Origin of the sequence: Enterobacter cloacae complex sp. P29RS (genome assembly GCF_014893445.1) — a bacterium.
Lineage (GTDB): Bacteria > Pseudomonadota > Gammaproteobacteria > Enterobacterales > Enterobacteriaceae > Enterobacter > Enterobacter intestinihominis.
The window spans coordinates 86,890-111,377 of sequence record NZ_JADBPZ010000009.1; the positions used below are offsets into that span (position 1 = coordinate 86,890).

The window sequence follows — 24,488 nt, forward strand, 5'->3', positions numbered from 1 at the left end:
AACTCCTTTTTTATCATCTTTGGAATACGCACACTCCGTGCGCAGGCCCGTGCCAGACAGCCATAACAACCGGATTATCCGCTCCGGCAAAGGGAGGAATGGCTCGCCATTCCCCGTCAGGTAAAACAATCTCTGCGACGTCATCCGTCGCGTTCAGCGTCACCAGCCACGCATCCGAAAGCAGGATTTGCAGACAGGGTATGCCGTGTTGCCACTCTTGCGCGCTTAACGGTTGCGCGTCTTTATTCAGCCAGCGAACGTTGCCGTCGCCCTCTTCCCACCAGCAGTCGGCGGTGAGCGCGGGGATGTGCTGGCGAAGATGGATCAGCGCCGCGGTGAAATGGGTCAACCCGCTGTTCGCTTCTTCCCAGTTGAGCCAGGTCAGGGTGTTGTCCTGGCAATAGGCGTTGTTGTTGCCGTGCTGGCTGTGACCGTGCTCATCGCCTGCCAGCAGCATCGGCGTGCCCTGCGACAACAATAGCGTCGTCAGCAGCGCATGAACGCTGGCGCGTCGCCGCTCGATCACATCCAGACTTCCGCCTAACCCTTCTATACCATGGTTAAAGCTATGGTTGTTGTTAGTCCCATCGCGATTCTCTTCGCCGTTTGCCTCATTGTGTTTCTGATTGAAACAAACGCAGTCGCGCAGCGTAAAACCGTCGTGCGCCGTCACCAGATTAATGGTGGCCGACGGACGTTTGCCGTCACGCTTAAAGAGATCGCTGGAGCCGGCAAAGCGACCGGCAAACTCCCCCAGCGACAGATCGCGCGTCAGCCAGAAGCGGCGGACGGCATCGCGGAAGTGGTCGTTCCACTCGGCAAACAGCGGCGGGAAGTTCCCCACCTGATAACCGCCCTCGCCGATGTCCCAGGGCTCCGCAATCAGCTTCACCTTTGAAAGCACCGGGCAGTTTTTGATGGCCTCAAACAGCGGCGCCTGCTGGCTGAACGCCGGGGTGCGCCCCATTACCGGCGCCAGGTCGAAACGAAAACCGTCCACGTGGAACGTCTCAACCCAGTATTTCAGGCACGCGTACGCGTAATGCGTAACGGCCGGATGACTGAGGTTGAGGGTGTTACCGCACCCGGTCCAGTTCTCGTAATCGCCGTCGTCCCTGATCCAATAATAGCTACGGTTATCGATTCCGCGCTGTGAGAGCGTCGGGCCATCAAGATCGCTTTCTGCACTGTGGTTCAACACCACGTCCAGAATGACCTCGATACCCGCCGCGTGAAGCGCCTTCACCGCATCGCGAAACTCATCCCGCGCCTTCTCCGGATGCACCGCGTAGCGCGGGTCGAGGGCGAACATCGCCAGCGGGTTGTAGCCCCAGTAGTTGCTTAACCCAAGACGCTGCAGCCGCGGCTCGCTGGCAAAATGCGCCACGGGCAACAGCTCCAGGGCGGTGATCCCTAAGTGCTTCAGGTACGCGACCATCGTCGGATGCCCAAGCGCTTTGTAGGTACCGCGCATCTCTTTGGGGATTGACGGATGCAGATACGTCAGCCCTTTGACGTGGGCTTCATAAATAACGGTGTTGCTCCACGGCGTGCGCGGCGGGGCATCGTCTTCCCAGTCGTAGAGATCGTGTACCACCACGCTTTTGGGCGCGACGGGTGCGCTGTCGCGGTGGTCTGGTTCGCCGTAGCCAACGTGGAACAGCGGGTCGTCTTTAAACTCACCGTCCACACGGTGCGCACATGGGTCAATCAGCAGCTTCGCCGGGTTAAACCAGTGCCCCTGAGAGGGCTCCCAGGGGCCGTGTACGCGAAAACCGTAGTGCATCCCCGGCCGTCCTCCGGGCAGGTAGCCATGCCAGGTATCCCCCGTGCGCGCCGGTAAATCGTAACGGTGTTCGTTACCTTCCCCGTCAAACACACAGAGTTCCACCCGCTCAGCATGGGCAGAAAAGAGCGTAAAGTTCACCCCCTTTCCGTCAAAACTCGCCCCGAGCGGTTCGGGTTTACCTGCCGAGAGCTGCGTCATTCTCCCTCCCGCACCAGCCAGATTGTGCTCAGCGGCGGCAGCGTCAGGCCAAGGGAGTTCGGACGACCGTGGCTTTCGATGGCGTCGCTCTGTACCAGGCCACCGTTACCGGCGTTGCTGCCGTGGTAGTGCATGGAGTCGGTGTTAAGGATTTCGCGCCATTTGCCCGGCTGGTTTATGCCGAAGCGGTAGTGTTCGCGCGGTATCGGCGTGAAGTTGCTGGCAACAATGATCTCGTTACCGGCTTTATCACGTCGTACAAAGACAAACACCGAGCGCTCGTGGTCGTCCACCACCAGCCACTCAAAGCCGTACGGATCGAAGTCCAGCTCGTGCAGCGCTTTGTGGTGGCGATAGGTCAGGTTCAGGTCGCGAACCAGACGCTGCACGCCGTGGTGCCAGTTGTCCGCGCCTTCCAGCAGATGCCAGTCAAGGCTGGTGTCGTGGTTCCATTCGCGCCCTTGCGCAAATTCGTTGCCCATAAACAGCAGCTTTTTGCCCGGGAAGGCGAACATCCAGCCGTAATAGGCGCGCAGGTTGGCAAACTTCTGCCACGCGTCCCCCGGCATGCGGTCGAGAACGGATTTCTTGCCGTGTACCACTTCATCGTGCGACAGCGGCAGCATGAAGTTTTCGGTGTAGTTGTAGAGTAGCCCGAAGGTGAGCTTATCGTGGTGATACTGACGATAAACCGGGTCAAGCTTCATGTAGTCGAGCGTGTCGTGCATCCAGCCGAGGTTCCACTTGTACCAGAAGCCCAGGCCGCCCATTGCCGGTGGACGGGAAACGCCCGGGAAGTCGGTTGACTCTTCCGCCATGGTCACGGCGCCTTCCACCTGCTCGCCGATAATGCGGTTGGTGTTGCGCAGAAACTCAATCGCTTCGAGGTTTTCACGCCCGCCATACTCGTTTGGGATCCACTCACCCTCTTTGCGGCTGTAGTCGCGGTAGATCATCGACGCCACTGCATCGACGCGCAGGGCATCAATGCCGAAACGTTCGATCCAGTACAGCGCGTTCCCGACCAGGTAGTTTGACACTTCACGGCGACCGTAGTTGTAGATCAGCGTGTTCCAGTCCTGGTGATAGCCTTCGCGCGGATCGCTGTGCTCGTACAGCTTCGTACCGTCAAACTCTGCCAGCGCAAAATCATCCGACGGGAAGTGGCCCGGCACCCAGTCGAGGATCACGTTCAGTCCGGCGGCGTGCGCGGCATCAATGAAATAGCGGAAGTCATCGCGCGTGCCGAAGCGGCGCGTAGGCGCATATAGCCCGGTCGGCTGATAGCCCCAGCTACCGTCGAACGGGTGTTCGTTGATTGGCAGCAGCTCCAGATGGGTAAAGCCCATCCATTTGGCGTACGGCACCAGCTGGTCCGCCAGCTCGCGATAGCTCAGCCAGAAGTTGTTATCGGTGTGGCGACGCCAGGAGCCGAGATGCACTTCATAGACGGAGATCGGCGCATCAAAGCGGTTGGCCTGCTTGCGCTCCTCGCTCTGGACAACCTTCTCCGGCAGGCCGCAAATCAGCGAGGCGGTATTCGGGCGCAGTTCGGCCTCAAAGGCGTACGGGTCGGATTTAATACGCAGCTTGCCGTTGGCATCGATCATCTCGAATTTGTAGAGCTGACCGTTGTGCGCGCCGGGGATAAACAGCTCCCAGATACCGGTTTCCCGGCGCAGGCGCATGGGGTGACGACGACCGTCCCAGTAGTTGAACTGCCCGACGACGGAGACGCGCTGGGCGTTTGGCGCCCATACGGCAAAGCGCGTGCCGGTGATACCGTCCATGGTATCCGCATGGGCACCCAGCGTTTCGTAGGGGCGTAAATGGGTCCCTTCGGACAGCAGCCAGGCGTCCATCTCTTTTAAGAGCGGGCCGAAGCTATAGGGATCGTCAATCAGGTTTTGCTGACCGTGCCAGATAACGGCAAGCTGATAACGAAAAGGATTTTTACGGCGGGGCATGACGCCCGAGAAGAAGCCACGCGAGTCGAGGCATTCCAGATTACCCACCTTGCGGCCGGTTTTGGGTTCGATAACCCACACTTCTGTTGCATCCGGTAACAGCGCCCGAACTTCCAGTCCGGCCTCTGTACGGTGCATCCCTAGCACAGAAAAGGGGTCGGCAAAGTGACCCGCAATAAGCGCATTAATCACGTCTCTCGAAATACGATCGGACATGGTATTCATCCTGTTTTTTTATGTCGCCCTTTTTACGCGCTCCGGGACGACTTTTAATGTGACCTAAACGGTGCAGTTAATCCTCTCTGCTCCGCCCTACCCTCAGGTGAGAAATAAATCTTCCTTAAAGCATAGCCAACGTCGTGGGCCCTCCTGATAAAAAATAAGACATCTGCGTTTTACTCCATGTAGTACGCAAAAAAAGGGGGTGACATTCACCCCCGGTGTTTAACAAATTATTACGCCAGCTGGCGCAGCATGCGGCGCAGCGGCTCGGCGGCACCCCAAAGAAGCTGGTCGCCAACGGTGAACGCGGAGAGGTACTCCGGTCCCATGTTCAGCTTGCGCAGGCGGCCAACCGGAGTGGTCAGCGTGCCGGTAACGGCTGCCGGGGTCAGTTCGCGCATGGTGATATCGCGATCGTTTGGCACCACTTTCGCCCACGGGTTGTGCGCGGCCAGCAGCTCTTCCACGGTCGGAATAGACACATCTTTTTTCAGTTTAATGGTGAAAGCCTGGCTGTGGCAGCGCAGCGCGCCGATACGCACGCACAGACCGTCAACCGGAATGGTGTTCGCGGTGGCGAGGATTTTGTTGGTCTCAGCCTGGCCCTTCCACTCTTCGCGGGTCTGGCCGTTATCCAGCTGTTTGTCGATCCACGGGATCAGACCGCCGGCCAGCGGTACGCCAAAGTTATCCACCGGCAATTCGCCACTGCGGGTGAGCTGAGTGACTTTACGCTCGATATCGAGGATCGCGGACGCCGGGTTTGCCAGCTCGGTCGCGACGCTCTGGTGCAGCTGGCCCATCTGGGTCAGCAGCTCGCGCATATGACGCGCGCCGCCGCCGGACGCCGCCTGGTAGGTCGCTACGGAGACCCACTCCACCAGATCCTGTGCGAACAGGCCGCCGAGGGACATCAGCATCAGGCTGACGGTGCAGTTACCGCCAACAAACGTTTTCACGCCGTTGTTCAGGCCGTCGGTAATGACATCCTGGTTAACCGGGTCGAGAATGATGATGGCATCGTCTTTCATACGCAGCGAAGAGGCCGCGTCAATCCAGTAGCCCTGCCAGCCGCTTTCACGCAGCTTCGGATAAATTTCGTTGGTATAATCGCCGCCCTGGCAGGTCACAATAATGTCGAGTGCCTTCAGCGCTTCCAGATCGTAAGCATCCTGCAACGTGCCTGTGGTACCACCAAAGGACGGTGCAGCCTGGCCGAGCTGGGAAGTGGAGAAGAAGACCGGGCGGATGGCGTCGAAATCGCACTCTTCAACCATGCGTTGCATGAGTACAGAGCCGACCATACCGCGCCAGCCGATAAAACCAACGTTTTTCATAGCATTTTTTTCCTGCAAGGGGTGTGTGCTGATTGTGCAAGCCAGTATTGAACTGGGATATGCTTCACATTACAAAATGCTGCCAAAGTCGCAAGCGAAATTAATCGATGATTGCCCGGCAATCAGAAAAAGTGCTAATCATCGCAATGACCACAATAAGTATCAGGGATAATTTAAGATGAGTGAAATCATTTCCGCAGCGGTTTTATTGATCCTGATTATGGATCCGCTCGGTAATCTGCCGATCTTCATGTCGGTGCTGAAGCACACCGAGCCGAAGCGCCGTCGGGCGATCATGATCCGCGAGCTGCTCATCGCCCTACTGGTGATGTTTATCTTCCTGTTCGCCGGTGAAAAAATCCTCGCTTTCCTGAACTTACGTGCCGAAACGGTCTCCATTTCCGGCGGGATCATTTTGTTCCTGATTGCCATAAAGATGATTTTCCCGAGCGCGGAAGGCAGCAGCAGCGGCCTGCCTGCGGGTGAAGAACCGTTTATCGTGCCGCTGGCGATTCCGCTGGTCGCCGGGCCAACGATTCTGGCGACGCTGATGCTGCTGTCGCATCAGTATCCGAATCAGATGAGCCACCTGGTCATTGCCCTGCTGATCGCCTGGGGCGGGACATTTATTATCCTGTTGCAGTCGTCGCTGTTCCTGCGCCTGCTGGGCGAGAAAGGGGTGAACGCCCTTGAGCGCCTGATGGGGCTGATTCTGGTGATGATGGCGACGCAGATGTTCCTGGATGGGATCCGGGCATGGATGAAAGGGTGAAGATGTAAAAAAGCCGGGTGGCGCTTACGCTTACCCGGCCTACGGGACCTGATTTTTTTGTAGGTCGGGTAAGGCGAAGCCGCCACCCGACAAAATACGGTCTCGTTAGCTCAGCAGCGTAAACGCAATCATCCCGACAACCGCACCCGTCGTGCCGAGGATGGTTTCCATCAGCGTCCAGGTTTTGAGGGTTTGCGCTTCGGTTGCGCCGGTAAATTTACCGAACAGCCAGAAGCCTGCGTCGTTCACGTGAGAAACCACAATCGAACCGCCCGCGATACAGATAGAGAGCGCCGCCATCTGCGCGCCGGAGTAGTTCAGCTGTTCAATCACCGGCATCACCAGCCCCACCGCGGTTAAGCACGCCACGGTCGCGGAGCCCTGAATGATACGCACCGCCGCGGCCAGCACGAAGCAGGTGACCGCAATCGGCAGGCCCATTCCGGTCAGCGCTTCGCCCAGCGCCGGACCCACACCGGAATCCACCAGCACCTGCTTGAACACGCCGCCCGCCCCGATCACCAGCAGAATAATACCCGCCGGTTGTAGCGCGGCACCGCATATCTCCATCACGCGATCTTTTGGCATGCCCTGACGCATCGCCAGGCCGTAAATTGCCACCAGACACGCCACCAGGATCGCAGTGAATGGATGGCCAATAAATTCGAACCATTCGTAAGCGGTTGACCCCACCGGCACAAAGCGGGCAGCGATGGTTTTCAGGCCCACCAGCACCAGCGGCAGCAGGATCAGCGACAGACTGAAGCCGAAGGACGGCATTTTACCCTCGCCCAGGTGCGGCTCGGTGATGTCGTCCGGAATGTGCAGTTCAACGTAGCGGCTAATGAAGTTGCCCCACAGCGGACCGGCGATAATCATCCCCGGGATCGCCGCACACAGGCCAATCAGGATCATCCAGCCAAAGTCAGCATGCATCTGGGAGGCCAGCAGCATCGGCGCAGGCCCCGGCAGCAGAAACGCCGCCGCCGCCGCCACGCCCGCAAACAGCGGAATGACCAGCTTCACGAGGTTGGTACCGGTATGGCGTGCCATGGAGAACGCCACGCTAATCAGCAGCACCACCGCCACTTCAAAGAACAGCGGCAGCGCGCAAATCAGACCAGCCAGACCAATCGCGTAGTGCGCACGGCTGTGTCCGAAGGATTTCAGCATCTTGACGGCAATCTGATCGACCGCGCCCGTCTCGTGCAAAATCTTGCCAAACATCGCGCCGAGCGCGACTACGATGGCCAGGAAGCCGAGCGTGCCGCCCATCCCTTTTTCCATCGTCGCCGCAATTTTGTCGAGCGGCATTCCGGAAAAGAGACCGGCACCAATAGAAACCACCATCAAAGCAACGAAGGCGTGCATACGTGCCTTCATCACTAAAAACAGCAGCAGCAATACGGAACCCACTGCTGTCAAAACTAGCGTTAATGTACTCAAAACTTACTGCCTTTTATTAATAACCTCGATGGTGCTGGCAACAACACCTTCCAGCGGCTGATCGATATCAACCACTAAGACATCCTGCTCGTCAGCACCCGGCTCCTGCAACGCTTCGAACTGCGTTACCAGCATCTGGGTTTTGAAGAAGTGGCCTTTACGCGCCTTCAGGCGGCTTTCAATTACCCCGAAATCGCCTTTCAGGTAGATGAAAGAGAGGTTCGGGTTGCCATCGCGCAGCAGGTCGCGATAGGTTTTTTTCAGCGCGGAACAGACTATCAGGGAGACTTTATTGGTGCGCTGCATCGCGAACGCGGCATCATTCAGCGCCTGCAACCAGGGTTTGCGGTCGTCGTCATTCAGCGGCTCGCCGGAAGCCATTTTCATGATGTTGCTGCGCGGATGGAGGAAGTCACCATCAAGAAACGCAGCCTGGAGTTGATGCGCCACTTCGCTCGCCACGGCAGATTTACCGCTACCGGACACGCCCATCAGGACGTAAACGTGGTGATCGTGATTAGTCGTGCTCAAAGGGTGTCCCTCAGTCAATTGTTACGGGTAACAGTTATCGGTAACATTGTCCTGCCGGGGCATAAGAGAAGCAATATCCAAACGTGCGTGAAGTGAATAAGTGTGAGCTACTTCAAATTTGTCGGATTAAATAGATCCACCCGGTGACAAGGTGAAACCTAAATCTAACATTTTAGGGGTAACTGCCTCACCACGAATGCGCGCCAGCAGGCGTTCTGCACCAATGCGGCCCATGCGTTCACGCGGGGTCAGGACGCTTGCCAGACGCGGCTCCATCACCTGGCCAATATCGTGGCCGTGGAAGCCGGCAATCGCCATATCATCCGGGATTTTTAAACCCAGACGCTGACACTCAAACGCGGCGCCGACCGCTAGGTCATCGTTGGTACAGAAAATACCGTCCAGTTGCGGATACTCGCGTCGCGCCTGACGCATCAGCTCAATACCCGACGTATAAGAGGAAGATTGCTCCACCATCACGCTGTACGGGGTTAAACCGGCGTCGAGCATCGCCTGCTCGTATCCCTTCTGTTTGATGATAGTACGTTCATCCAGACGCGCACCCAGATAGGCCACATGGCGATGACCGCGGGCGATGATCGCCGCCGTCATCTGACGCGCCGCTTCAAAGTTATCGAACCCCACGGCGATGTCGAGGCACGGCGACTGGCTGTCCATCAGCTCCACCACCGGAATGCCTGCCACTTCAATCATTTTCAGCGTGCGCGGGGTGTGAGTACGTTCCGTTAAAATCAGGCCGTCAATGTTCCAGGAAAGCATCGATTCAAGACGTTCCTCTTCCAGTTCCGGCTTGTACCCATAGTGGGCGAGCATGGTCTGATAACCAAAGGCATCGGTCACGCTTTCGATGCCACGCAGCACTTCAGCGAAAACCTGGTTGGTTAAGGAAGGAAGCAGGACGCCCACCGCACGGCTGGTCGCATTAGAGAGAATATCGGGCGCGCGGTTGGGGATATAACCCAGTTCATCAAGGGCGGCGGCAATCTTGCCACGCAACGCCACGGAAACCTGCTCCGGGTTACGTAAAAAACGGCTGACCGTCATTTTGGTCACACCGACGCGATCGGCGACATCCTGAAGTACGGGGCGTTTCTTTTTCATCGTCCTGAGAAATCTTGAAGTGAGAGATTTGCTCAGTTTATCACGGACAAAGCTCAACCTTCCCCGTTTAAAGGGAAGGTTGAGAAATTATTTAGACCGGCGGCAGATCAAACAGCAGAATTTCACTTTCGCTGTCGGCATGCACGGAGAGCGCCTGCTCATCCCAGACTGCCAGGCCATCGGCGGTGGTGGCTTTGGTGCCGTTGATGGACACCTCGCCTTTCACCACCTGGATCCAGACGCGGCGGTTGGCGGCGATCTGGTGCACAGACTGTTCATCTTTCGCCAGCGCCCAGCGGTACAGCTCCATATCCTGATGCACTTTCAGGGAACCTTCACGCGCATCCGGGGAGAGCACCAGCTGTTTACCCTGTTTCGCATCGAAGCGGCGCTGTTCGTAGCGTGGCGTGATGCCGGTCTCTTCTGGAATGATCCAGATTTGATACAGGTGCAGTTTTTCCGTTTTGCTCGGGTTGTACTCAGAGTGACGCACCCCGGTCCCCGCGCTCATAATCTGGAACTCGCCCGCCGGAACCTGCTCTTTATTGCCCATGCTGTCCTGGTGCTCAACCGCCCCTTCCAGCACATAGGTCAGGATTTCCATGTCCTTGTGCGGGTGGGTACCGAAGCCCTGGCCTGCATCAATCACGTCGTCGTTAATGACGCGCAGCGCGGAGAAGCCCATGAAGTTCGGGTCGTAGTAGTCGGCAAACGAGAATGAATGCCATGAGTCCAGCCAGCCATGATTCGCGTGACCACGTTCGTTTGCTTTGCGTAAGTAGATCATTGTTTTCACCCTCAGTTCGTTTCGATGGAGTAAGTGTGGACGCAAACGCTCAGGGATCATAGAGGGTGAAAATTGACTCCTCTGTTCAAAAATTTAGAACAAGCGCAAAGGAGCCATTTTTGCTTATCTGGCGAGGGTTACCGTGGCAGGGGAAGCCTGTTCGAAGGCCCGTTCAAGGATTTCCAGGTTCGTCAAAACGTCAGATTCCTTGACGTAATTCGGCGTGCCGCTGGAGAGGGTTTCATACAGCGCATCGTAGACGCGTCCATAATCGCCCGTTTCCGGCTTCAGCTCTTCCCTGACCGTCAGGCCCTCGTCGTTCACGTACTCCAGCACGCCCACGGAATCATCTGCCGCAAAGCCCGGTTCGCCCGGCATGATGTTGGCCTTCAGGCTGGTCTCCTGCTGGTCGATGCCGTACTTGATAAAGGAGCCTTTCTTGCCGTGAACGATAAATTTCGGGTAGTCGATTTTCACCAGATGACTGGTTTTGACGATGGCTTTGAGATCGCCGTAGAACAGCTGTGCTTCGAAGGTATCGTCCGGATTGGCCTTATTGCGCAGGCTGCGGATGTCGTACGCCACGTGGTCCGGGCGGCCAAACAGGGAGATGATCTGGTCCATGGTGTGTACGCCCAGACCGTAGAACGAACCGTCCTGCGGCAGGCCGGGTTTGGTTTCTGCCACAGGGCGGTAGTAATCGAAGTGGCTTTCGATTTCAACGATCTCGCCGAGCTTGCCGCTTTCGATTGCCTTTTTTGCCGTCAGGAAGCAGCTGTCAAAGCGACGGTTCTGGTACGGCGTGACGGTCAGGCCTTTGCTTTTCGCCAGCGCAAAGAGTTCCTTCGCTTCGGCGATGGTCGGGGTGAACGGTTTTTCCACCAGCACGTTTTTACCCGCTTCCAGCGCGCGTTTCGCGTAGTCAAAGTGGCTGTCGGCGTGGGTACAGACCACCACCAGCTTCACCTGCGGATCATTTAACACTTCATCAAGATCGCTGGTGAAATGAATATGGGAATACTGCGGAGACTGCTCTTCTGGCTTCGCGCGGCGGCGATAGATATGGGCCACGTGCCAGGTCTCTTTTCGGTTAAGAACATACGGAAGGTGGTAACGCGTGGTGCTTTTGCCAAATCCAATAAATGCACAATGTAGTGTCATGGCTCAGTCCTTTTGGAAGGTTACTGAGTCTAACCATAACAAAAAAAAAGCCAGCGAGAAGCTGGCTAAAGTAATACTGGAAGCAATGTGAGCAATGTCGTGCTTTCAGGTTCCCGTAGGAGGTCTTCCTGAATGCAGAGCAATAATAATCATTCTCATTCGCACTTGTCCAACACTTTTTGCAAAAAATAGCGATTGACTCAACTTTTAAAGTCACTGATGTTGGAAGGGACTTTTAACTGACTGAGGAACAAGGAATGAGTGAGATAGTGATACGCCACGCTGAACCGAAAGATTACGACGCCATTCGTCAGATCCACGCCCAGCCGGAGGTGTACCACAACACGCTACAGGTTCCTCATCCCTCAGAGCAGATGTGGCATGACCGGCTAACCGATCAGCCCGGTATCAAGCAGCTTGTCGCCTGTATTGATGATACCGTCGCCGGGCATCTGTGCATTGCCGTAGCCCAGCGTCCGCGCCGCAGCCACGTTGCCGATTTTGGAATTTGTGTGGGTGCGCAGTGGCAAAACCGGGGCGTCGCCAGCGCGCTGATACGCACCATGATTGATATGTGCGACAACTGGCTGCGCGTCGACCGCATCGAGTTAACGGTGTTTGTCGATAACGCACCGGCAATCGCGGTGTACAAAAAGCACGGGTTTGAGATTGAAGGCACCGGCAGGCGCTATGCCCTGCGCAACGGCGAGTACGTGGACGCGTATTATATGGCGCGTATGAAGTAACCCCTCACCCCGACCCTCTCCCCGAAGGGGCGAGGGAGAAAAGACCGCACCGTGCAATCCCCTCTCCCCTATGGGGAGAGGGTTAGGGTGAGGGGAGCCCTCAATACCCCGCCGTTAAATCATCCACCGACCGCGGATCCGACGCGCCAAACAGTGCCCCGTCCGGCCCGACCATAATGCTCTGGGTGCTGCCCATCGCCTCCTTCACCGCCACCTTCTGCCCGCGCTGCTCAAGCAGCTTGAGGGTATCCGGGCTAAAGCCCTTCTCCACGCGCAACTCGTCCGGCAGCCACTGGTGATGGAAACGCGGCGCATTGGTCGCTTCGGCGACGTTCATCCCAAAGTCGATGCTGTTCACTACCATTTGCAACACGGTGGTGATAATCCGGCTCCCGCCCGGGCTGCCGGTCACCAGCCAGGTTTTGCCGTCTTTCACCACGATGGTGGGCGACATGGACGACAGCGGGCGCTTCTTCGGCCCGACCGCATTTGCATCGCCGCCGACCAGCCCGTAGACGTTCGGCACGCCCGGCTTGGCCGAGAAGTCATCCATCTCGTTGTTCAGCAAAATACCGCTGTTGCCCGCCACAATCCCGGTGCCGAAGGTGGTGTTGAGCGTGTATGTCACCGCCACCGCGTTTCCGTCTTTGTCCACGACCGAGAAGTGGGTGGTCTGGTTACTTTCATACGGCGCCAGCTTGCCCGGGCGGATCTCGCTGGACGGTTTAGCCTTGTTGATGTCGATCTCATCGGCAATCGATTTGGCATAGGCTTTGTTAGTCAGCGCCTGCCACGGCACCTTCACGAAATCCGGATCGCCAAGATATTCCGAGCGGTCCGCGTAGGCGCGCTTTTCCGCCTCCGCCATCACCTGCATGGCATCGGCACTACCGAAGCCGAACTTGTGCATATCGAAGTTTTCCAGAATATTGAGGATCTGCACAATGTGAATGCCCCCGGAGGACGGCGGCGGCATGGAGAAGACCTCGTAGCCGCGATAGGTGCCGCTAATCGGCTCGCGCTCCACCGCCTTATATTCCGCCAGATCCGCTTTGGTGATCAGCCCGCCGTTCTTCTGCATCTCGTCGGCAATTTGATCGGCAATCGGCCCCTTATAGAAGGCGTCCGGACCGTTTTCGGCAATCAGTTCGAGACTTTTTGCGAGGTTCTTCTGCACCAGCTTATCGCCCTTTTTCAGCGGCTCGCCGTCTTTCCAGAAGATAGCCTTGCTGTTTTCATGATTGGGAATAACTTCGCTGCCGTAGGTTTTGAGGTCGTCCGCCAGCGCGTCGTTGACGACGAAGCCGTCGCGCGCCAGCCTGATGGCAGGCTGTACCACTTTATTCAGCGGCAGCGTGCCGTATTTTTCCAGCGCCAGCGAGAACCCCGCAACGGTGCCCGGCGTGCCGGAGGCAAGGTGCGAGGTCAGGGATTTTTTACTGTCCGGATTGCCCTGATCGTCGAGGAACATATCGCGGGAGGCCTGATTCGGTGCCATCTCACGAAAGTCGATGGCCGTAGTTTTACCGTCTTTCGTGCGCAGCATCATAAACCCGCCGCCGCCCAGGTTCCCCGCCTGTGGATGCGTCACCGCCAGCGCGTACCCGACCGCGACCGCCGCATCCACCGCGTTACCGCCCTGTTTAAGAATATCGACGCCCACCTGAGTTGCCAGCGCGTCAACCGAGGCCACCATGCCGTGCGTCGCCCGCTCGGGATGAAAAACATCCTCCTCCACGCCGTAAGAGACCGGAGGAGCGGCGGGCGGGTTGGCCGCCACGGTAAATGTGCCGCCTGCCATCAGCGCAGCGATGGCGACCCAGCGCAAAAAGGTTGGTTTCATCATTATTGTTCTCCAGGTGAAGGGGCCTATATTCCCCGCTTAAGCCTGGTTCACAACTCTTAAAAAATCATCGTTATGCCGGAATCAGGATAAACTTAAGAGAAGCCTCAAAGGAGGAGATAACCATGAAACGATTACCGATCCTGATCGCGCTGCTTCCGTTCGCCGCGCTCGCACAGCCGATAAACACGCTGAACAACCCGAACCAGCAGGGCTATGTCATTCCGAGCCAGCAGCGTATGCAGACGGAGATGATGAGCCAGCAACAGCAGCAGAAAGGGATGCTTAATCAGCAGTTAAAGACGCAGACCCAGGTGCAGCAACAGCACCTGCAAAACCAGATGAACGCTAATACCCAGCGCGTGCAGCAGGGCCAGATGCGCGAGCAGCCGCTGTCAAACTCAAACGGTGGGATGTTAGGGGGCGGGGTGTCGCAAAGCAGCGGTCAGCAGCATATGCTGCCGACCCAGCAGAACGGCAGTATGCTTAATAAATAAAGTTCGGCCCGATCTGGTCAATCGCATCGGTACAGATGCTGTCCACGCCCCAGCGCAGCAGCTCGGCCGCACGCTGGGGTTTGTTGACGGTGTAGACCAGGATATACAGACCGGCCTCTTTTAACAGCATCACGCGCGCTTCATCCAGCAGCTTATGGTTGAGGTGGATCGACACGCAACCTAAGCGGGCAGTCAGCGCGCGCCAGTCTTCTCGCCACTCATCCAGCAGCAGCCCGCGCGGCAGCTCTGGTACGGCCGCCTGTGCCGCTTCCAGCGCGTCGATGTCAAACGACGACAGCAGCGGTACCGTCATCCCTTCCCACAGCTCACGCGCGGCCAGCGCGATGACTTTGCCCGTCAGCGGCCCGGTGCCGGTGGTCGGTTTGATTTCGATGTTGGCCATCATGCCGTGCTGGCGGCAGCGGTCCGCCACTTCCGCCAGCAGCGGCAGCGGTTCACCTTTGAATTCCCCGCTGAACCAGCTTCCGGCATCCACCTTCAGCAGATCGCGCCACGGCAGTTCGCCCGCCACGCCCCAGCCGTTGCTGGTGCGTTCAAGGTTGTCGTCATGCAGCAGGAAAATTTCGCCGTCCTTCGACAGCTTGGCATCGAACTCGATCATCGTGTGGCCGTAGCGCGCGCCAGCGTCAATTGCCGCCAGGGTGTTTTCCGGCGCCAGTTTACCGCCGCCACGGTGGGCGACAATGTGGGGGTAAGGCCAGTTGCTCATACTCGTTGTCCTGTTTCACCGTCAAATAAGTGCAGGTGATTTTCCGGCATATGCAGCCACAGCGTGCTGCCTACCTTCGGGCGCTCCTGATGCGGCAGGCGCACCACCAGCTTTTGTTCGCCCCAGCGTCCGTGCGCCAGGTTGTCTGCGCCCAGCATCTCCAGCGTGTCCATCACCAGCGGCACGCCGCCGTCCGCCTGAGACGTCAAACCAATATGCTCCGGGCGGATACCGAGCGTCATCTTACGCCCGGCGTAGCCACGATAGTACCAGTTGATCGGCAACGCCATCCCGCTTTCCAGCTCAAAATGGGTTCCTGCAGCATTGATCCGCCCGTCCAGCAGGTTCATCGCCGGGCTGCCGATAAAGCTCGCCACAAAACGGCTGGCCGGTTTTTCGTAGACTTCCACCGGGGTGCCAATCTGCTCGGCGATGCCTTTGTTCATCACCATCACGCGCTGGGCGAGAGTCATGGCCTCTACCTGATCGTGGGTCACGTAGAGGGACGTGGTTTTCAGGCGGCGATGCAGCTGCTGTAGCTCAAGGCGCATCTGCACGCGCAGCTTGGCGTCGAGGTTTGACAGCGGTTCGTCGAACAGAAAGACTGCCGGGTCGCGCACGATGGCGCGCCCCATCGCCACGCGCTGACGCTGGCCGCCGGAAAGCTCACGCGGGCGACGCTTGAGCAGGCCGTCCAGCTCCAGAATGCGCGCGGCTTCTTTCACGCGCTCCTCGATATGGCCTTTGCCCATGCCGCGAATTTTCAGCCCCCAGGCCATGTTCTCTTCCACGCTCATGTGCGGATAGAGAGCGTAGTTCTGGAACACCATCGCGATGCCGCGATCTTTGGGTTCCATCTCGGTAACGCGCTGGCGGTCAATCCAGATATCCCCGGACGTCACGCGTTCCAGCCCCGCCACCATGCGCAGCAGCGTGGATTTCCCACAGCCGGACGGACCGACCATGACGATAAATTCCCCGTCCGCCACGTCGAGCGTCAGCGGCTGAATGACCTGGGTTTTGCCGTCCCAGCTTTTGGTTACTGCCTGTAATTTTAAACCTGCCATCTTATTTCTCACTGTCCACTAAACCACGCACAAACGCACGCTGCATGGCTAAAACGATAACGACCGGGGGGATAAGGGTGAGCAGCATCGCCGCCATTACCTGGTTCCAGAGGGTGGTGCCTTCGCCGGTGGCGATCATGCCTTTGATGCCTGCCACGGCGGTGCCGAGGTTGACGTCCTGAACGATCAACAGCGGCCACAGGTACTGGTTCCAGCCGTAGATAAAGGTGATCACAAACAGCGCCGCAAGGTTGGTTTTCGACAGCGGCAGCACGATGTCGCGGAAGAAGCGCATCGGCGAGGCGCCGTCAATACGCGCGGCTTCAATCAGCTCATCCGGCAGGGTCATAAAGAACTGGCGGAACAGGAAGGTGGCGGTCGCCGAGGCCATCAGCGGCAGGGTTAAGCCCGCGTAGCTGTCGAGCATCTTCAGGTTGGCGATCACCTCCACCGTCGGGAAGATACGCACCTCTACAGGCAGCATCAGGGTGATGAAAATCATCCAGAAAAACAGGTTACGCAGCGGAAAGCGGAACCAGACGATGGCGAAGGCCGAAAGCATCGACACCGTGATTTTGCCGACGGTGATGCCGAACGCCATGATGAAACTGTTGAGCATCATCAGCCAGAACGGCGCGCTGTTGGCCCCCACGCCCTGGGTCCAGATAGTTTTCATGTTCTCGAAAAGATGCCCGCCGGGGACGAGCGTCATCGGCGTGTCGAACACCGCTTTGGTGTCCAGCGTGGCGGCGACGAAGGCCACGTACAGTGGAAACAGGATGACGAGGATGCCCAGGATCAGCAGGGTATGGCTGAAAATCGTCAGCCCGCGACGGTTCTCAATCATTGGTAGCGCACCTTACTTTCAACATAGCGGAACTGCACCACCGTCAGGATGATGACGAGGAACATCAGCACCACGGACTGGGCGGCAGAGGCAGAGAGATCAAGCCCGGCAAAGCCTTCGCGGTAGATCTTGTAGATCAGCGTCGTCGTCGCCTGTACCGGACCGCCCGCAGTGGCGGCGTCGATCACCGGGAAGGTGTCGAAGAAGGCGTACACCAGGTTGACCACCAGCAGGAAGAAACTCACCGGGGCGATCAGCGGCAGCGACAGTTTGAAGAAGCGACGAACGGGCCCTGCGCCGTCAATCGCGGCGGCCTCCACCAGCGAACGCGGGATAGACTGTAGCGCGGCGAAGAAAAACAGGAAGTTATAGCTGATCTGCTTCCACACCGAGGCGAACACCACCAGGAACATCGCCTGACCGCTGTTCTGGGCGTGGTTCCAGTCGTAGCCAAACTCGCCCAGGAAGTGGGTAATCAGCCCGCGCCCCGGGTTAAACAGGAAGATCCACAGCACGGCGGCCACGGCGGGAGCCACAGCGTAAGGCAGCAGCATCAGGGTCTGATACAGACGGCTGCCGCGCACTACGTAATCCACCAGCGCGGCGAAGAACAGCGACGCGACAAGACCGCTGACGGTGACCAGCGCGCTGAATTTGATCGTCGTCCAGAAGGAGTCCAGGTAGTAGCTGTCATGGAACAGCGCGGTAAAGTTGTCCAGCCCGACAAACTGGCTGGAAAGCCCGAACGGATCGACGCTTTGTACCGAGTACCACAGCGCTTCGCCCGCAGGCCAGATAAAGAAGATAACGGTGATGACCAGCTGCGGCGCGACCAGCAGGTACGGCAGCCAGCGGGAACGGAACACCGGACGGGATGATGACATAGGTTAGCTCAAGTAGGTTTTCGCCCCTCACCCCGGCCCTCTCCCCATAGGGGCGAGGGAGAAAAGACGGCTCCGTGCAGTCCCCTCTCCCCTATGGGGAGAGGGTTAGGGTGAGGGGTAAGATTTTAATTAAGACTTCGTCGACTGCTCAAAGCGGCGTAACAGTTGGTTGCCGCGCTCTACCGCTGAATCCAGCGCCTGCTGAGGCGTTTTCTTCCCGGTCCAGACGCTTTCCAGCTCTTCATCAACGATGGTGCGGATCTGCGGCATGTTGCCCAGACGCAGGCCTTTGGTGAACGGCAACGGCGGCTTGTTCAGCATCTGACGCGTCGCGATGTCCGCGCCCGGGTTCTTGCTGTAGAAGCCCTGCTCCCGGGTCAGGTCGTACGCGGCTTTGGTGATCGGCAGGTAGCCGGTCTTCTGGTGCCACTCGGCGGCGTTTTCCGGCTTCGCCAGGAAGTCGAGGAACTCGGCCACGCCTTTGTAGGTGCCGTTGTCTTTACCCTGCATCACCCACAGGCTCGCCCCGCCGATGATGGCGTTCTGCGGCGCGCCTTTTACATCAGCGTCGTACGGCATCATGCCCACGCCGTAGTTGAATTTGGCGTAGTGACGGATGTCCGCCAGCGAACCGGAAGACGCGGTAGTAATGGCGCAGTCACCGTTGTAGAACTTCTCGGTGGATTCGTCTTTGCGCCCGAAATAGCTGAAGTCGCCCTTCTTGTTCAGATCGGCCAGCAGCGCGATGTGCTTCACCTGCTCCGGCTTGTTAAATTCCAGAACCGCGTCGGTGCCATCGAAGCCGTTGTTTTTGGTGGCAACCGGCAGGCCGTGCCAGGCGCTGAAGTTTTCAATCTGGATCCAGCCCTGCCAGCCGCTGGCGTAGCCGCACTTCATCCCCGCCGCTTTCAGCTTCGCGGTGTACTCCGCCAGATCCTGCCAGGTTTTTGGCGGCTGTTCCGGATCTAAACCGGCTTTTTTGAAGGCATCTTTGTTGTAGTACAGCACTGGCGTGGAGCTGTTAAACGGTTGGGACAGCAGGTGGCCGGTTTTGGAATCGGTGTAGTAACCGGAGACGGTCGGCACGAACTGGGATTCGTCAAAGTTGATGCCCGCGTCTTTGAACACTTCATAGACCGGCTTGATGGCTTTGGAGGCCATCATGGTCGCGGTGCCGACCTCATAAACCTGTAACAGGGCTGGCGCATTGCCGGTACGGAAGGCGGCGATGCCCGCGCTCAGGCTCTGCTCGTAGTTGCCTTTGTACACCGGCACAATTTTGTAATCCGGGTGGGTGTCGTTGAAACGTTGCGCCAGGGAGTCAACCTCTTTACCCAACTCCCCTTCCATAGAATGCCAGAACGGAATGGTGGTCACAGCCATTGCGTTCGTCGCAAAAGCCAGACCGATTGCCAGACCCAAAGCTGTGTGTCGTAACGATGTCATTGTCATCTCTCTTATTATGCCGGATGCGCGATATCACGCGTTTTGTGCTCGCGAGGTAACATGACATGCTCGAATGACAGAAAAATAACTGTTTGTTTACAGATAGGTGACAGCCAGGCGTCAGAGGGATGATGGTTGTGTGAAGGGGTTAATATGAAAAAAAGCCGGGTGGCGGCTTCGCCTTACCCGGCCTACATGGTATCCGTAGGCCCGGTAAGCGCAGCGCCACCGGGCGATACAGACGGCTTAGCCGCCCAAATACGCGCTCCGCACCGCTTCGTTCGCCAGCAGCGCATCGCCGGTATCGGAGAGCACCACGCGGCCGTTCTCCAGCACGTAGCCACGGTCAGCGAGCTTCAGCGCCTGGTTGGCGTTCTGCTCGACGAGGAAGATGGTCATCCCCTCTTTGCGCAGCTGCTCGATGGTGTCGAAAATCTGCTGAATGATGATAGGCGCCAGCCCGAGCGACGGTTCATCCAGCAGCAGCAGACGCGGCTGGCTCATCAGCGCGCGGCCAATCGCCAGCATCTGTTGCTCCCCGCCGGACATGGTGCCCGCGCGCTGAATTCGCCGCTCCCACAGGCGCGGGAAGAGTTCGTATACCCATTTGATGCGGGTCTGGTATTCATCCCGGTGGGCGAAGAAACCGCCCATCGCCAGGTTCTCTTCCACCGTCATACGTGAGAAGACGCGGCGCCCTTCCGGGACGATCGCTACCGCTTCACGCATAATTTTAGCCGTCTGCCAGTCGGTAATATCTTTGCCGTCAAACACAATCCGCCCGCTGGTGGCGCGCGGATCGCCGCACAGGGTGCCGAGCAGCGTGGTTTTCCCCGCGCCGTTGGCGCCAATCAGGGTGACGATCTCGCCCTGATTGATATGCAGGCTGACGTCGTGCAGCGCCTGGATCTTGCCGTAGTGCGCATTGACCTTGTCGAACGTTAACATCGCTTTTTCCATCTTATGCCTCACCAAGGTATGCGCGGATCACGTCCGGGTTGCTGCGGATCTCTTCCGGCGTGCCGTTCGCCAGCGGCGTGCCCTGGTTAACCACGTAGATACGGTCCGAAATGCCCATCACCAGCTTCATGTCATGCTCAATCAGCAGGATGGTGGTGTCGTGATGATCGCGAAGCTCGGCAATCAGCTCGTCCAGCTCTTTGGTCTCTTTCGGGTTAAGGCCCGCCGCCGGTTCGTCGAGCATCAGGATCTCCGGCTGGGTCACCATGCAGCGCACGATCTCAAGGCGACGCTGGTCACCGTAGGCGAGGTTGCTCGCCTGACGGTTGGCGTGCTGGAGCAGGCCGATACGGTCGAGCCAGGTGGCGGCGCGATCGAGCGCCTCCTCCTGCGCGCGGCGGAAGGCCGGGGTTTTCAGCAGGCCGGAAAAGAGGCCGGTTTTGAGCTGCTGATGTTGCGCCACCAGCAGGTTCTCAATCACCGTCATCTCCCGGAACAGACGCACGTGCTGGAAGGTACGCACCACGCCCATGCGGGCAATCTGCTGGCCCGGCAGCCCTTCGAGGTGCTGGTCGCGCAGCATGATGGTGCCACCTGTCGGCTTGTAAAAACCGGTCAGGCAGTTGAATACTGTGGTTTTCCCTGCGCCGTTCGGGCCAATCAGGGAGACAATCTCTTTCTTGTGCAGATCCAGATTCACATTGTTGACCGCCAGCAGGCCACCAAAACGCATCATCAGACCGTTAACGGATAATAATGGCTGACTCATGCCTGCTCTCCTTTCGCTTCCGCGCTCTTAAGCTTCAGCTGTGGACGCGTCATCGGCAGCAAGCCCTGCGGACGCCAGATCATCATCAGCACCATCAAGCCACCCAGCATCAGCATGCTGTATTCGTTAAAGTCGCGCATCAGCTCGCGCGAGACCACCAGCAGGATGGCCGCGAGGATCACGGCGAACTGGGAACCCATCCCGCCGAGCACCACAATCGCCAGCACGAAGGCCGATTCGGCAAAGGTGAACGATTCCGGGCTGACGAAGCCCTGACGCGCGGCAAACAGCGTTCCGGCGAAACCGGCAAACGCGGCGCTGATGGTAAACGCGGTCAGCTTGATACGGGTCGGATTCAGGCCCAGGGAACGGCAGGCGATCTCATCCTCACGCAGCGCTTCCCATGCGCGGCCCAGCGGCATGCGCAGCAGACGGTTGATCACAAACAGGGTAATCACCACCAGCAGCAGCGCCACCAGGTAGAGCCAGATCACGCGGTCGGACGGGTCGTATTTGATGCCAAAGAAGTTGCTGAAGGTATCCCAGCCGCCTTCGCGGGCGGTACGGCTGAACTCCAGGCCGAAGAAGGTCGGTTTCGGGATCTGGCTGATGCCGTTCGGACCGCCGGTCACTTCGGTATTGTTGAGCAGCAGGATACGGACGATTTCGCCGAAGCCTAAGGTCACAATCGCCAGGTAGTCACCGCGCAGGCGCAGCACCGGGAAGCCGAGCAGGAAGCCCGCGGCGGCAGAGACCAGCCCCGCCAGCGGCAAACAGGTCCAGAAGCCGAGGCCGTAATAATGGTTCAGCAGCGCGAAGGTGTACGCGCCGATGGCGTAGAACCCGCCGTAGCCCAGCACCAGCAGGCCAGACAGCCCCACCACCACGTTCAGACCTAGCCCCAGAATCACGTAGATCATGGTCAGGGTGGCAATATCCACCGTCCCGCGCGATACCATAAACGGCCACGCCACGGCAGCCACCAGCAGCGCCACAAGGAACAGCTTCTGCTTCACGGTTGTACCGTCGATCGCCGGAAGGACGAATTTCGGCCCGGAGACGTTCTTCAGCGTCTTCTGGAACAGCGGACGCAGCAGCTGGAACAGGAACACCACGCCAGTACCGATAAACACCCACTGCCAGCGGATGTCGGGGGCGGTATCCACCACCAGCTTCGTGCCGTCCAGCCCTAACTGGACGCCCATAAAGACGCCCGCCAGGACGAAGAACATGGCGGCAGAAAGCAGCGCCATCGCAAAATGCATCGGTTTCATACTTTCTCTACCTCCGGACGGCCCAGAATACCGGTAGGCATCACCAGCAGAACCAGAATCAGCAGGGCAAACGACACCACATCTTTATATTCGGTGCTCAGGTACGCCGAGGAGAGCGCTTCGGCCACGCCCAAAATCAGGCCGCCAATCATCGCGCCCGGAATGCTGCCGATACCGCCCAATACCGCGGCAGTGAAGGCTTTCATCCCGGCCATAAAGCCGATGTACGGGTTGATTACGCCGTAGAACTGGCCGAGCAACACGCCCGCCACCGCCGCCATCGCTGCACCGATCACGAAGGTCAGGGCAATCACGCGGTCGGTGTTGATCCCGAGCAAGCTCGCCATCTTCAGGTCTTCCGCGCAGGCGCGGCAGGCGCGTCCCATGCGGGAGTAGCGGATGAAAACGGTCAGGGCCAGCATCGCCAGGAAGGTCACAATCCAGATAACCAGCTGCATGGTGGTGACAGAGGCAGAGAAGTTTTCGCTGGCCCCCACAATCCACTGGCCGTTAAACAGGCTTGGCAGCGCCACGTCACGCGAACCTTCTGTCAGGCTGACGTAGTTTTGCAGGAAGATGGACATACCGATGGCGGAGATCAGCGCAATAAGGCGCTTGGAGCTGCGCACCGGCCGGTAGGCCACCCGTTCGATGCTCCAGCCGTAGGCGCTGGCAATCACAATCGCGCCGACAAACCCGGCGGCCACCAGCAACCAGCTGCTGTCGATGCCCATCATCATCAGCGCAGCGATGATCATAAAGGAGACGTAGCTACCGATCATGTACACCTCGCCGTGGGCGAAGTTAATCATGCCGATAATGCCGTAAACCATCGTGTAGCCGATGGCGATCAGCGCGTAGGTGCTTCCCAGCGTGACGCCGTTAAACATCTGCTGCAAAAAGTAGAGAAACTGCTCGGACATATGCAAACCTTTTTATATCCGCCCGGTAAACCGGGCGGTGGGATTATTATTTGGCGACCGAGGACGAACCGTCGGCGTGCCACTTAAAGACACCAAATTCAAATCCCTTCAGATCGCCTTTCTCATCCCAGTTCAGCGGCCCAATCACGGTGTTCGCCCCGTGTGCTTTTAAATCTTTCACCAGATCCAGCGGCTCTTTGCTGCCGGTGCGATCCATGGCCGTGGCCAGCGACTGCACGGCCGCGTAGGTGATCCAGACGTATGGGCCACTCGGATCTTTCTTCTGTGCCTTGAGCGCATCCACGATAGCTTTATTCGCCGGATCCTGGTCATAGCGTTTTGGCATCGTCACCAGCATGCCTTCGGCAGAATCGCCCGCGATGTTCGACAGGGAGGCATTACCGACGCCCTCAGGCCCCATAAACTGGGTTTTCAGACCGGTGGCGCGCGCCTGGCGCAACATCTGCCCCATTTCCGGGTAGTAGCCGCCGTAGTAAACGAAGTCGATATTCTCTTTTTGCAGGCGGGCGATCAGCGCGGAGAAGTCTTTCTCACCGGCGGTAATGCCGTCGAAGAAGACGATATTCGCCCCGCCTTTTTTCAGGCCGTCCTGTACGGAGCGCGCCAGGCCTTCACCGTACTGCTGTTTGTCATGAATGATGGCAATGCGCTGTGGCTTAACGGTTTCGAGGATGTATTTGGCGGCGGTTGGCCCCTGCGAGGAGTCCAGACCGGCGGTACGCATAATGTGCTGGTAACCGCGCTGGGTCAGTTCCGGGTTGGTGGCGCCCGGGGTGATCATCAGGATGCCTTCGTCTTCGTAGATATCAGACGCAGGCTGCGTGGAGGAGGAACACAGGTGCCCGATGACGTACTGGATACCGTCGTTAACGATTTTGTTGGCGACCGCGACGGCCTGTTTTGGATCGCAGGCGTCGTCATACTCTACGCCCACCAGCTTGTCGCCTTTGATGCCGCCTTTAGCATTGATATCTTTGATGGCCTGACGCGCGCCGTTGAACTCCATATCGCCCCACTGGGCAACGGGGCCGGACATCGCACCCACTACCGCAACTTTAATGTCGTCTGCCATAGCGGCATGCGAGATCGACAGTGCGACCATCCCCGCGATTAACGTCTTCGCGTTCCTTTTCATCTCAGAATCCCCAT

22 protein-coding genes are annotated in these 24,488 nt (G+C 58.2%); 3 read left to right on the plus strand and 19 right to left on the minus strand.

The annotated features are described in order from the left end of the window. Window positions 1-13: 13 nt before the first annotated feature. From glgX to asd, 3 genes are all read right to left on the minus strand, one after another. Window positions 14-1,987, minus strand: coding sequence for a glycogen debranching protein GlgX (gene glgX / locus IM282_RS08875; protein WP_192970327.1), 1,974 nt, complete (start codon window positions 1,985-1,987; stop codon window positions 14-16). Then, a complete protein-coding gene (gene glgB / locus IM282_RS08880; protein ID WP_023298793.1) occupies window positions 1,984-4,170 on the minus strand; it encodes a 1,4-alpha-glucan branching enzyme in 2,187 nt (728 codons plus the stop codon). Before glgB ends, glgX begins: the two co-directional genes overlap by 4 nt. Before the next feature lie 239 nt (window positions 4,171-4,409). Then, window positions 4,410-5,513 carry an aspartate-semialdehyde dehydrogenase gene (gene asd / locus IM282_RS08885; protein ID WP_048966827.1) on the minus strand — a complete coding sequence of 368 codons (1,104 nt, stop codon included), beginning with the start codon at window positions 5,511-5,513 and terminating at the stop codon, window positions 4,410-4,412. Window positions 5,514-5,691: 178 nt separating this feature from the next. On the opposite strand from asd, the gene yhgN reads away from it, so the two are divergent. Continuing rightward, window positions 5,692-6,285: an NAAT family transporter YhgN gene (yhgN, locus tag IM282_RS08890; RefSeq protein WP_003861574.1), complete on the plus strand. Its 594-nt coding sequence runs from the start codon at window positions 5,692-5,694 to the stop codon at window positions 6,283-6,285. A 105-nt stretch (window positions 6,286-6,390) separates the two neighbouring features. Here the strand turns inward: yhgN and gntU are convergent, their stop codons facing one another. From gntU to IM282_RS08915, 5 genes are all read right to left on the minus strand, one after another. Beyond that, entirely contained in the window at window positions 6,391-7,731 is a 1,341-nt protein-coding gene (gene gntU / locus IM282_RS08895) for a gluconate transporter (RefSeq protein ID WP_003861572.1), read from the minus strand. Window positions 7,732-7,734: 3 nt separating this feature from the next. Next, window positions 7,735-8,262 carry a gluconokinase gene (gntK, locus tag IM282_RS08900; RefSeq protein WP_003861569.1) on the minus strand — a complete coding sequence of 176 codons (528 nt, stop codon included), beginning with the start codon at window positions 8,260-8,262 and terminating at the stop codon, window positions 7,735-7,737. A 126-nt stretch (window positions 8,263-8,388) separates the two neighbouring features. Next, a complete protein-coding gene (gntR, locus tag IM282_RS08905) occupies window positions 8,389-9,384 on the minus strand; it encodes a gluconate operon transcriptional repressor GntR (RefSeq protein WP_003861567.1) in 996 nt (331 codons plus the stop codon). A gap of 91 nt (window positions 9,385-9,475) precedes the next feature. Further along, window positions 9,476-10,171 carry a pirin family protein gene (locus tag IM282_RS08910; protein ID WP_003861565.1) on the minus strand — a complete coding sequence of 232 codons (696 nt, stop codon included), beginning with the start codon at window positions 10,169-10,171 and terminating at the stop codon, window positions 9,476-9,478. A 123-nt stretch (window positions 10,172-10,294) separates the two neighbouring features. Beyond that, window positions 10,295-11,332: an oxidoreductase gene (locus tag IM282_RS08915; RefSeq protein ID WP_022649651.1), complete on the minus strand. Its 1,038-nt coding sequence runs from the start codon at window positions 11,330-11,332 to the stop codon at window positions 10,295-10,297. A gap of 257 nt (window positions 11,333-11,589) precedes the next feature. Between IM282_RS08915 and yhhY the strand changes: the two genes are divergently transcribed. Beyond that, window positions 11,590-12,078, plus strand: a complete 489-nt coding sequence (gene yhhY / locus IM282_RS08920) for an N-acetyltransferase (protein WP_023298796.1) — start codon at window positions 11,590-11,592, stop codon at window positions 12,076-12,078. A 100-nt stretch (window positions 12,079-12,178) separates the two neighbouring features. Here the strand turns inward: yhhY and ggt are convergent, their stop codons facing one another. Continuing rightward, entirely contained in the window at window positions 12,179-13,924 is a 1,746-nt protein-coding gene (ggt, locus tag IM282_RS08925) for a gamma-glutamyltransferase (RefSeq protein WP_192970328.1), read from the minus strand. 122 nt (window positions 13,925-14,046) lie between these two features. On the opposite strand from ggt, the gene IM282_RS08930 reads away from it, so the two are divergent. Beyond that, complete coding sequence (locus IM282_RS08930) at window positions 14,047-14,418, plus strand: DUF2756 family protein (protein ID WP_023298798.1); 372 nt, start codon at window positions 14,047-14,049, stop codon at window positions 14,416-14,418. On the opposite strand, the gene ugpQ is transcribed toward IM282_RS08930, so the two are convergent. From ugpQ to livK, 10 genes are all read right to left on the minus strand, one after another. After that, window positions 14,408-15,148, minus strand: coding sequence for a glycerophosphodiester phosphodiesterase (gene ugpQ, locus IM282_RS08935; RefSeq protein WP_192970329.1), 741 nt, complete (start codon window positions 15,146-15,148; stop codon window positions 14,408-14,410). The genes IM282_RS08930 and ugpQ overlap by 11 nt on opposite strands. After that, window positions 15,145-16,215 (minus strand): sn-glycerol-3-phosphate import ATP-binding protein UgpC, encoded by a 1,071-nt coding sequence (locus tag IM282_RS08940; protein ID WP_192970330.1) that lies wholly within the window; start codon window positions 16,213-16,215, stop codon window positions 15,145-15,147. The genes ugpQ and IM282_RS08940 overlap by 4 nt, the downstream gene beginning before the upstream one ends. Window position 16,216: 1 nt before the next feature. Then, entirely contained in the window at window positions 16,217-17,062 is an 846-nt protein-coding gene (gene ugpE / locus IM282_RS08945) for a sn-glycerol-3-phosphate ABC transporter permease UgpE (RefSeq protein ID WP_023298800.1), read from the minus strand. Next, entirely contained in the window at window positions 17,059-17,946 is an 888-nt protein-coding gene (gene ugpA, locus IM282_RS08950; RefSeq protein ID WP_022649658.1) for a sn-glycerol-3-phosphate ABC transporter permease UgpA, read from the minus strand. The genes ugpE and ugpA overlap by 4 nt, the downstream gene beginning before the upstream one ends. Before the next feature lie 129 nt (window positions 17,947-18,075). Continuing rightward, window positions 18,076-19,392, minus strand: coding sequence for a sn-glycerol-3-phosphate ABC transporter substrate-binding protein UgpB (gene ugpB / locus IM282_RS08955; protein WP_022649659.1), 1,317 nt, complete (start codon window positions 19,390-19,392; stop codon window positions 18,076-18,078). Window positions 19,393-19,638: 246 nt separating this feature from the next. Continuing rightward, window positions 19,639-20,352 carry a high-affinity branched-chain amino acid ABC transporter ATP-binding protein LivF gene (livF, locus tag IM282_RS08960; protein ID WP_023298801.1) on the minus strand — a complete coding sequence of 238 codons (714 nt, stop codon included), beginning with the start codon at window positions 20,350-20,352 and terminating at the stop codon, window positions 19,639-19,641. A 1-nt stretch (window position 20,353) separates the two neighbouring features. Next, complete coding sequence (gene livG, locus IM282_RS08965; RefSeq protein WP_022649661.1) at window positions 20,354-21,121, minus strand: high-affinity branched-chain amino acid ABC transporter ATP-binding protein LivG; 768 nt, start codon at window positions 21,119-21,121, stop codon at window positions 20,354-20,356. After that, window positions 21,118-22,395, minus strand: coding sequence for a high-affinity branched-chain amino acid ABC transporter permease LivM (locus IM282_RS08970; RefSeq protein WP_006812275.1), 1,278 nt, complete (start codon window positions 22,393-22,395; stop codon window positions 21,118-21,120). Before IM282_RS08970 ends, livG begins: the two co-directional genes overlap by 4 nt. Continuing rightward, the gene (gene livH / locus IM282_RS08975; protein ID WP_022649662.1) at window positions 22,392-23,318 is read right to left on the minus strand and encodes a high-affinity branched-chain amino acid ABC transporter permease LivH; all 927 of its coding nucleotides are present in this window, start codon (window positions 23,316-23,318) and stop codon (window positions 22,392-22,394) included. The genes IM282_RS08970 and livH overlap by 4 nt, the downstream gene beginning before the upstream one ends. 46 nt (window positions 23,319-23,364) lie before the next feature. Next, window positions 23,365-24,474, minus strand: a complete 1,110-nt coding sequence (livK, locus tag IM282_RS08980; RefSeq protein ID WP_022649663.1) for a high-affinity branched-chain amino acid ABC transporter substrate-binding protein LivK — start codon at window positions 24,472-24,474, stop codon at window positions 23,365-23,367. Window positions 24,475-24,488 lie beyond the last annotated feature (14 nt).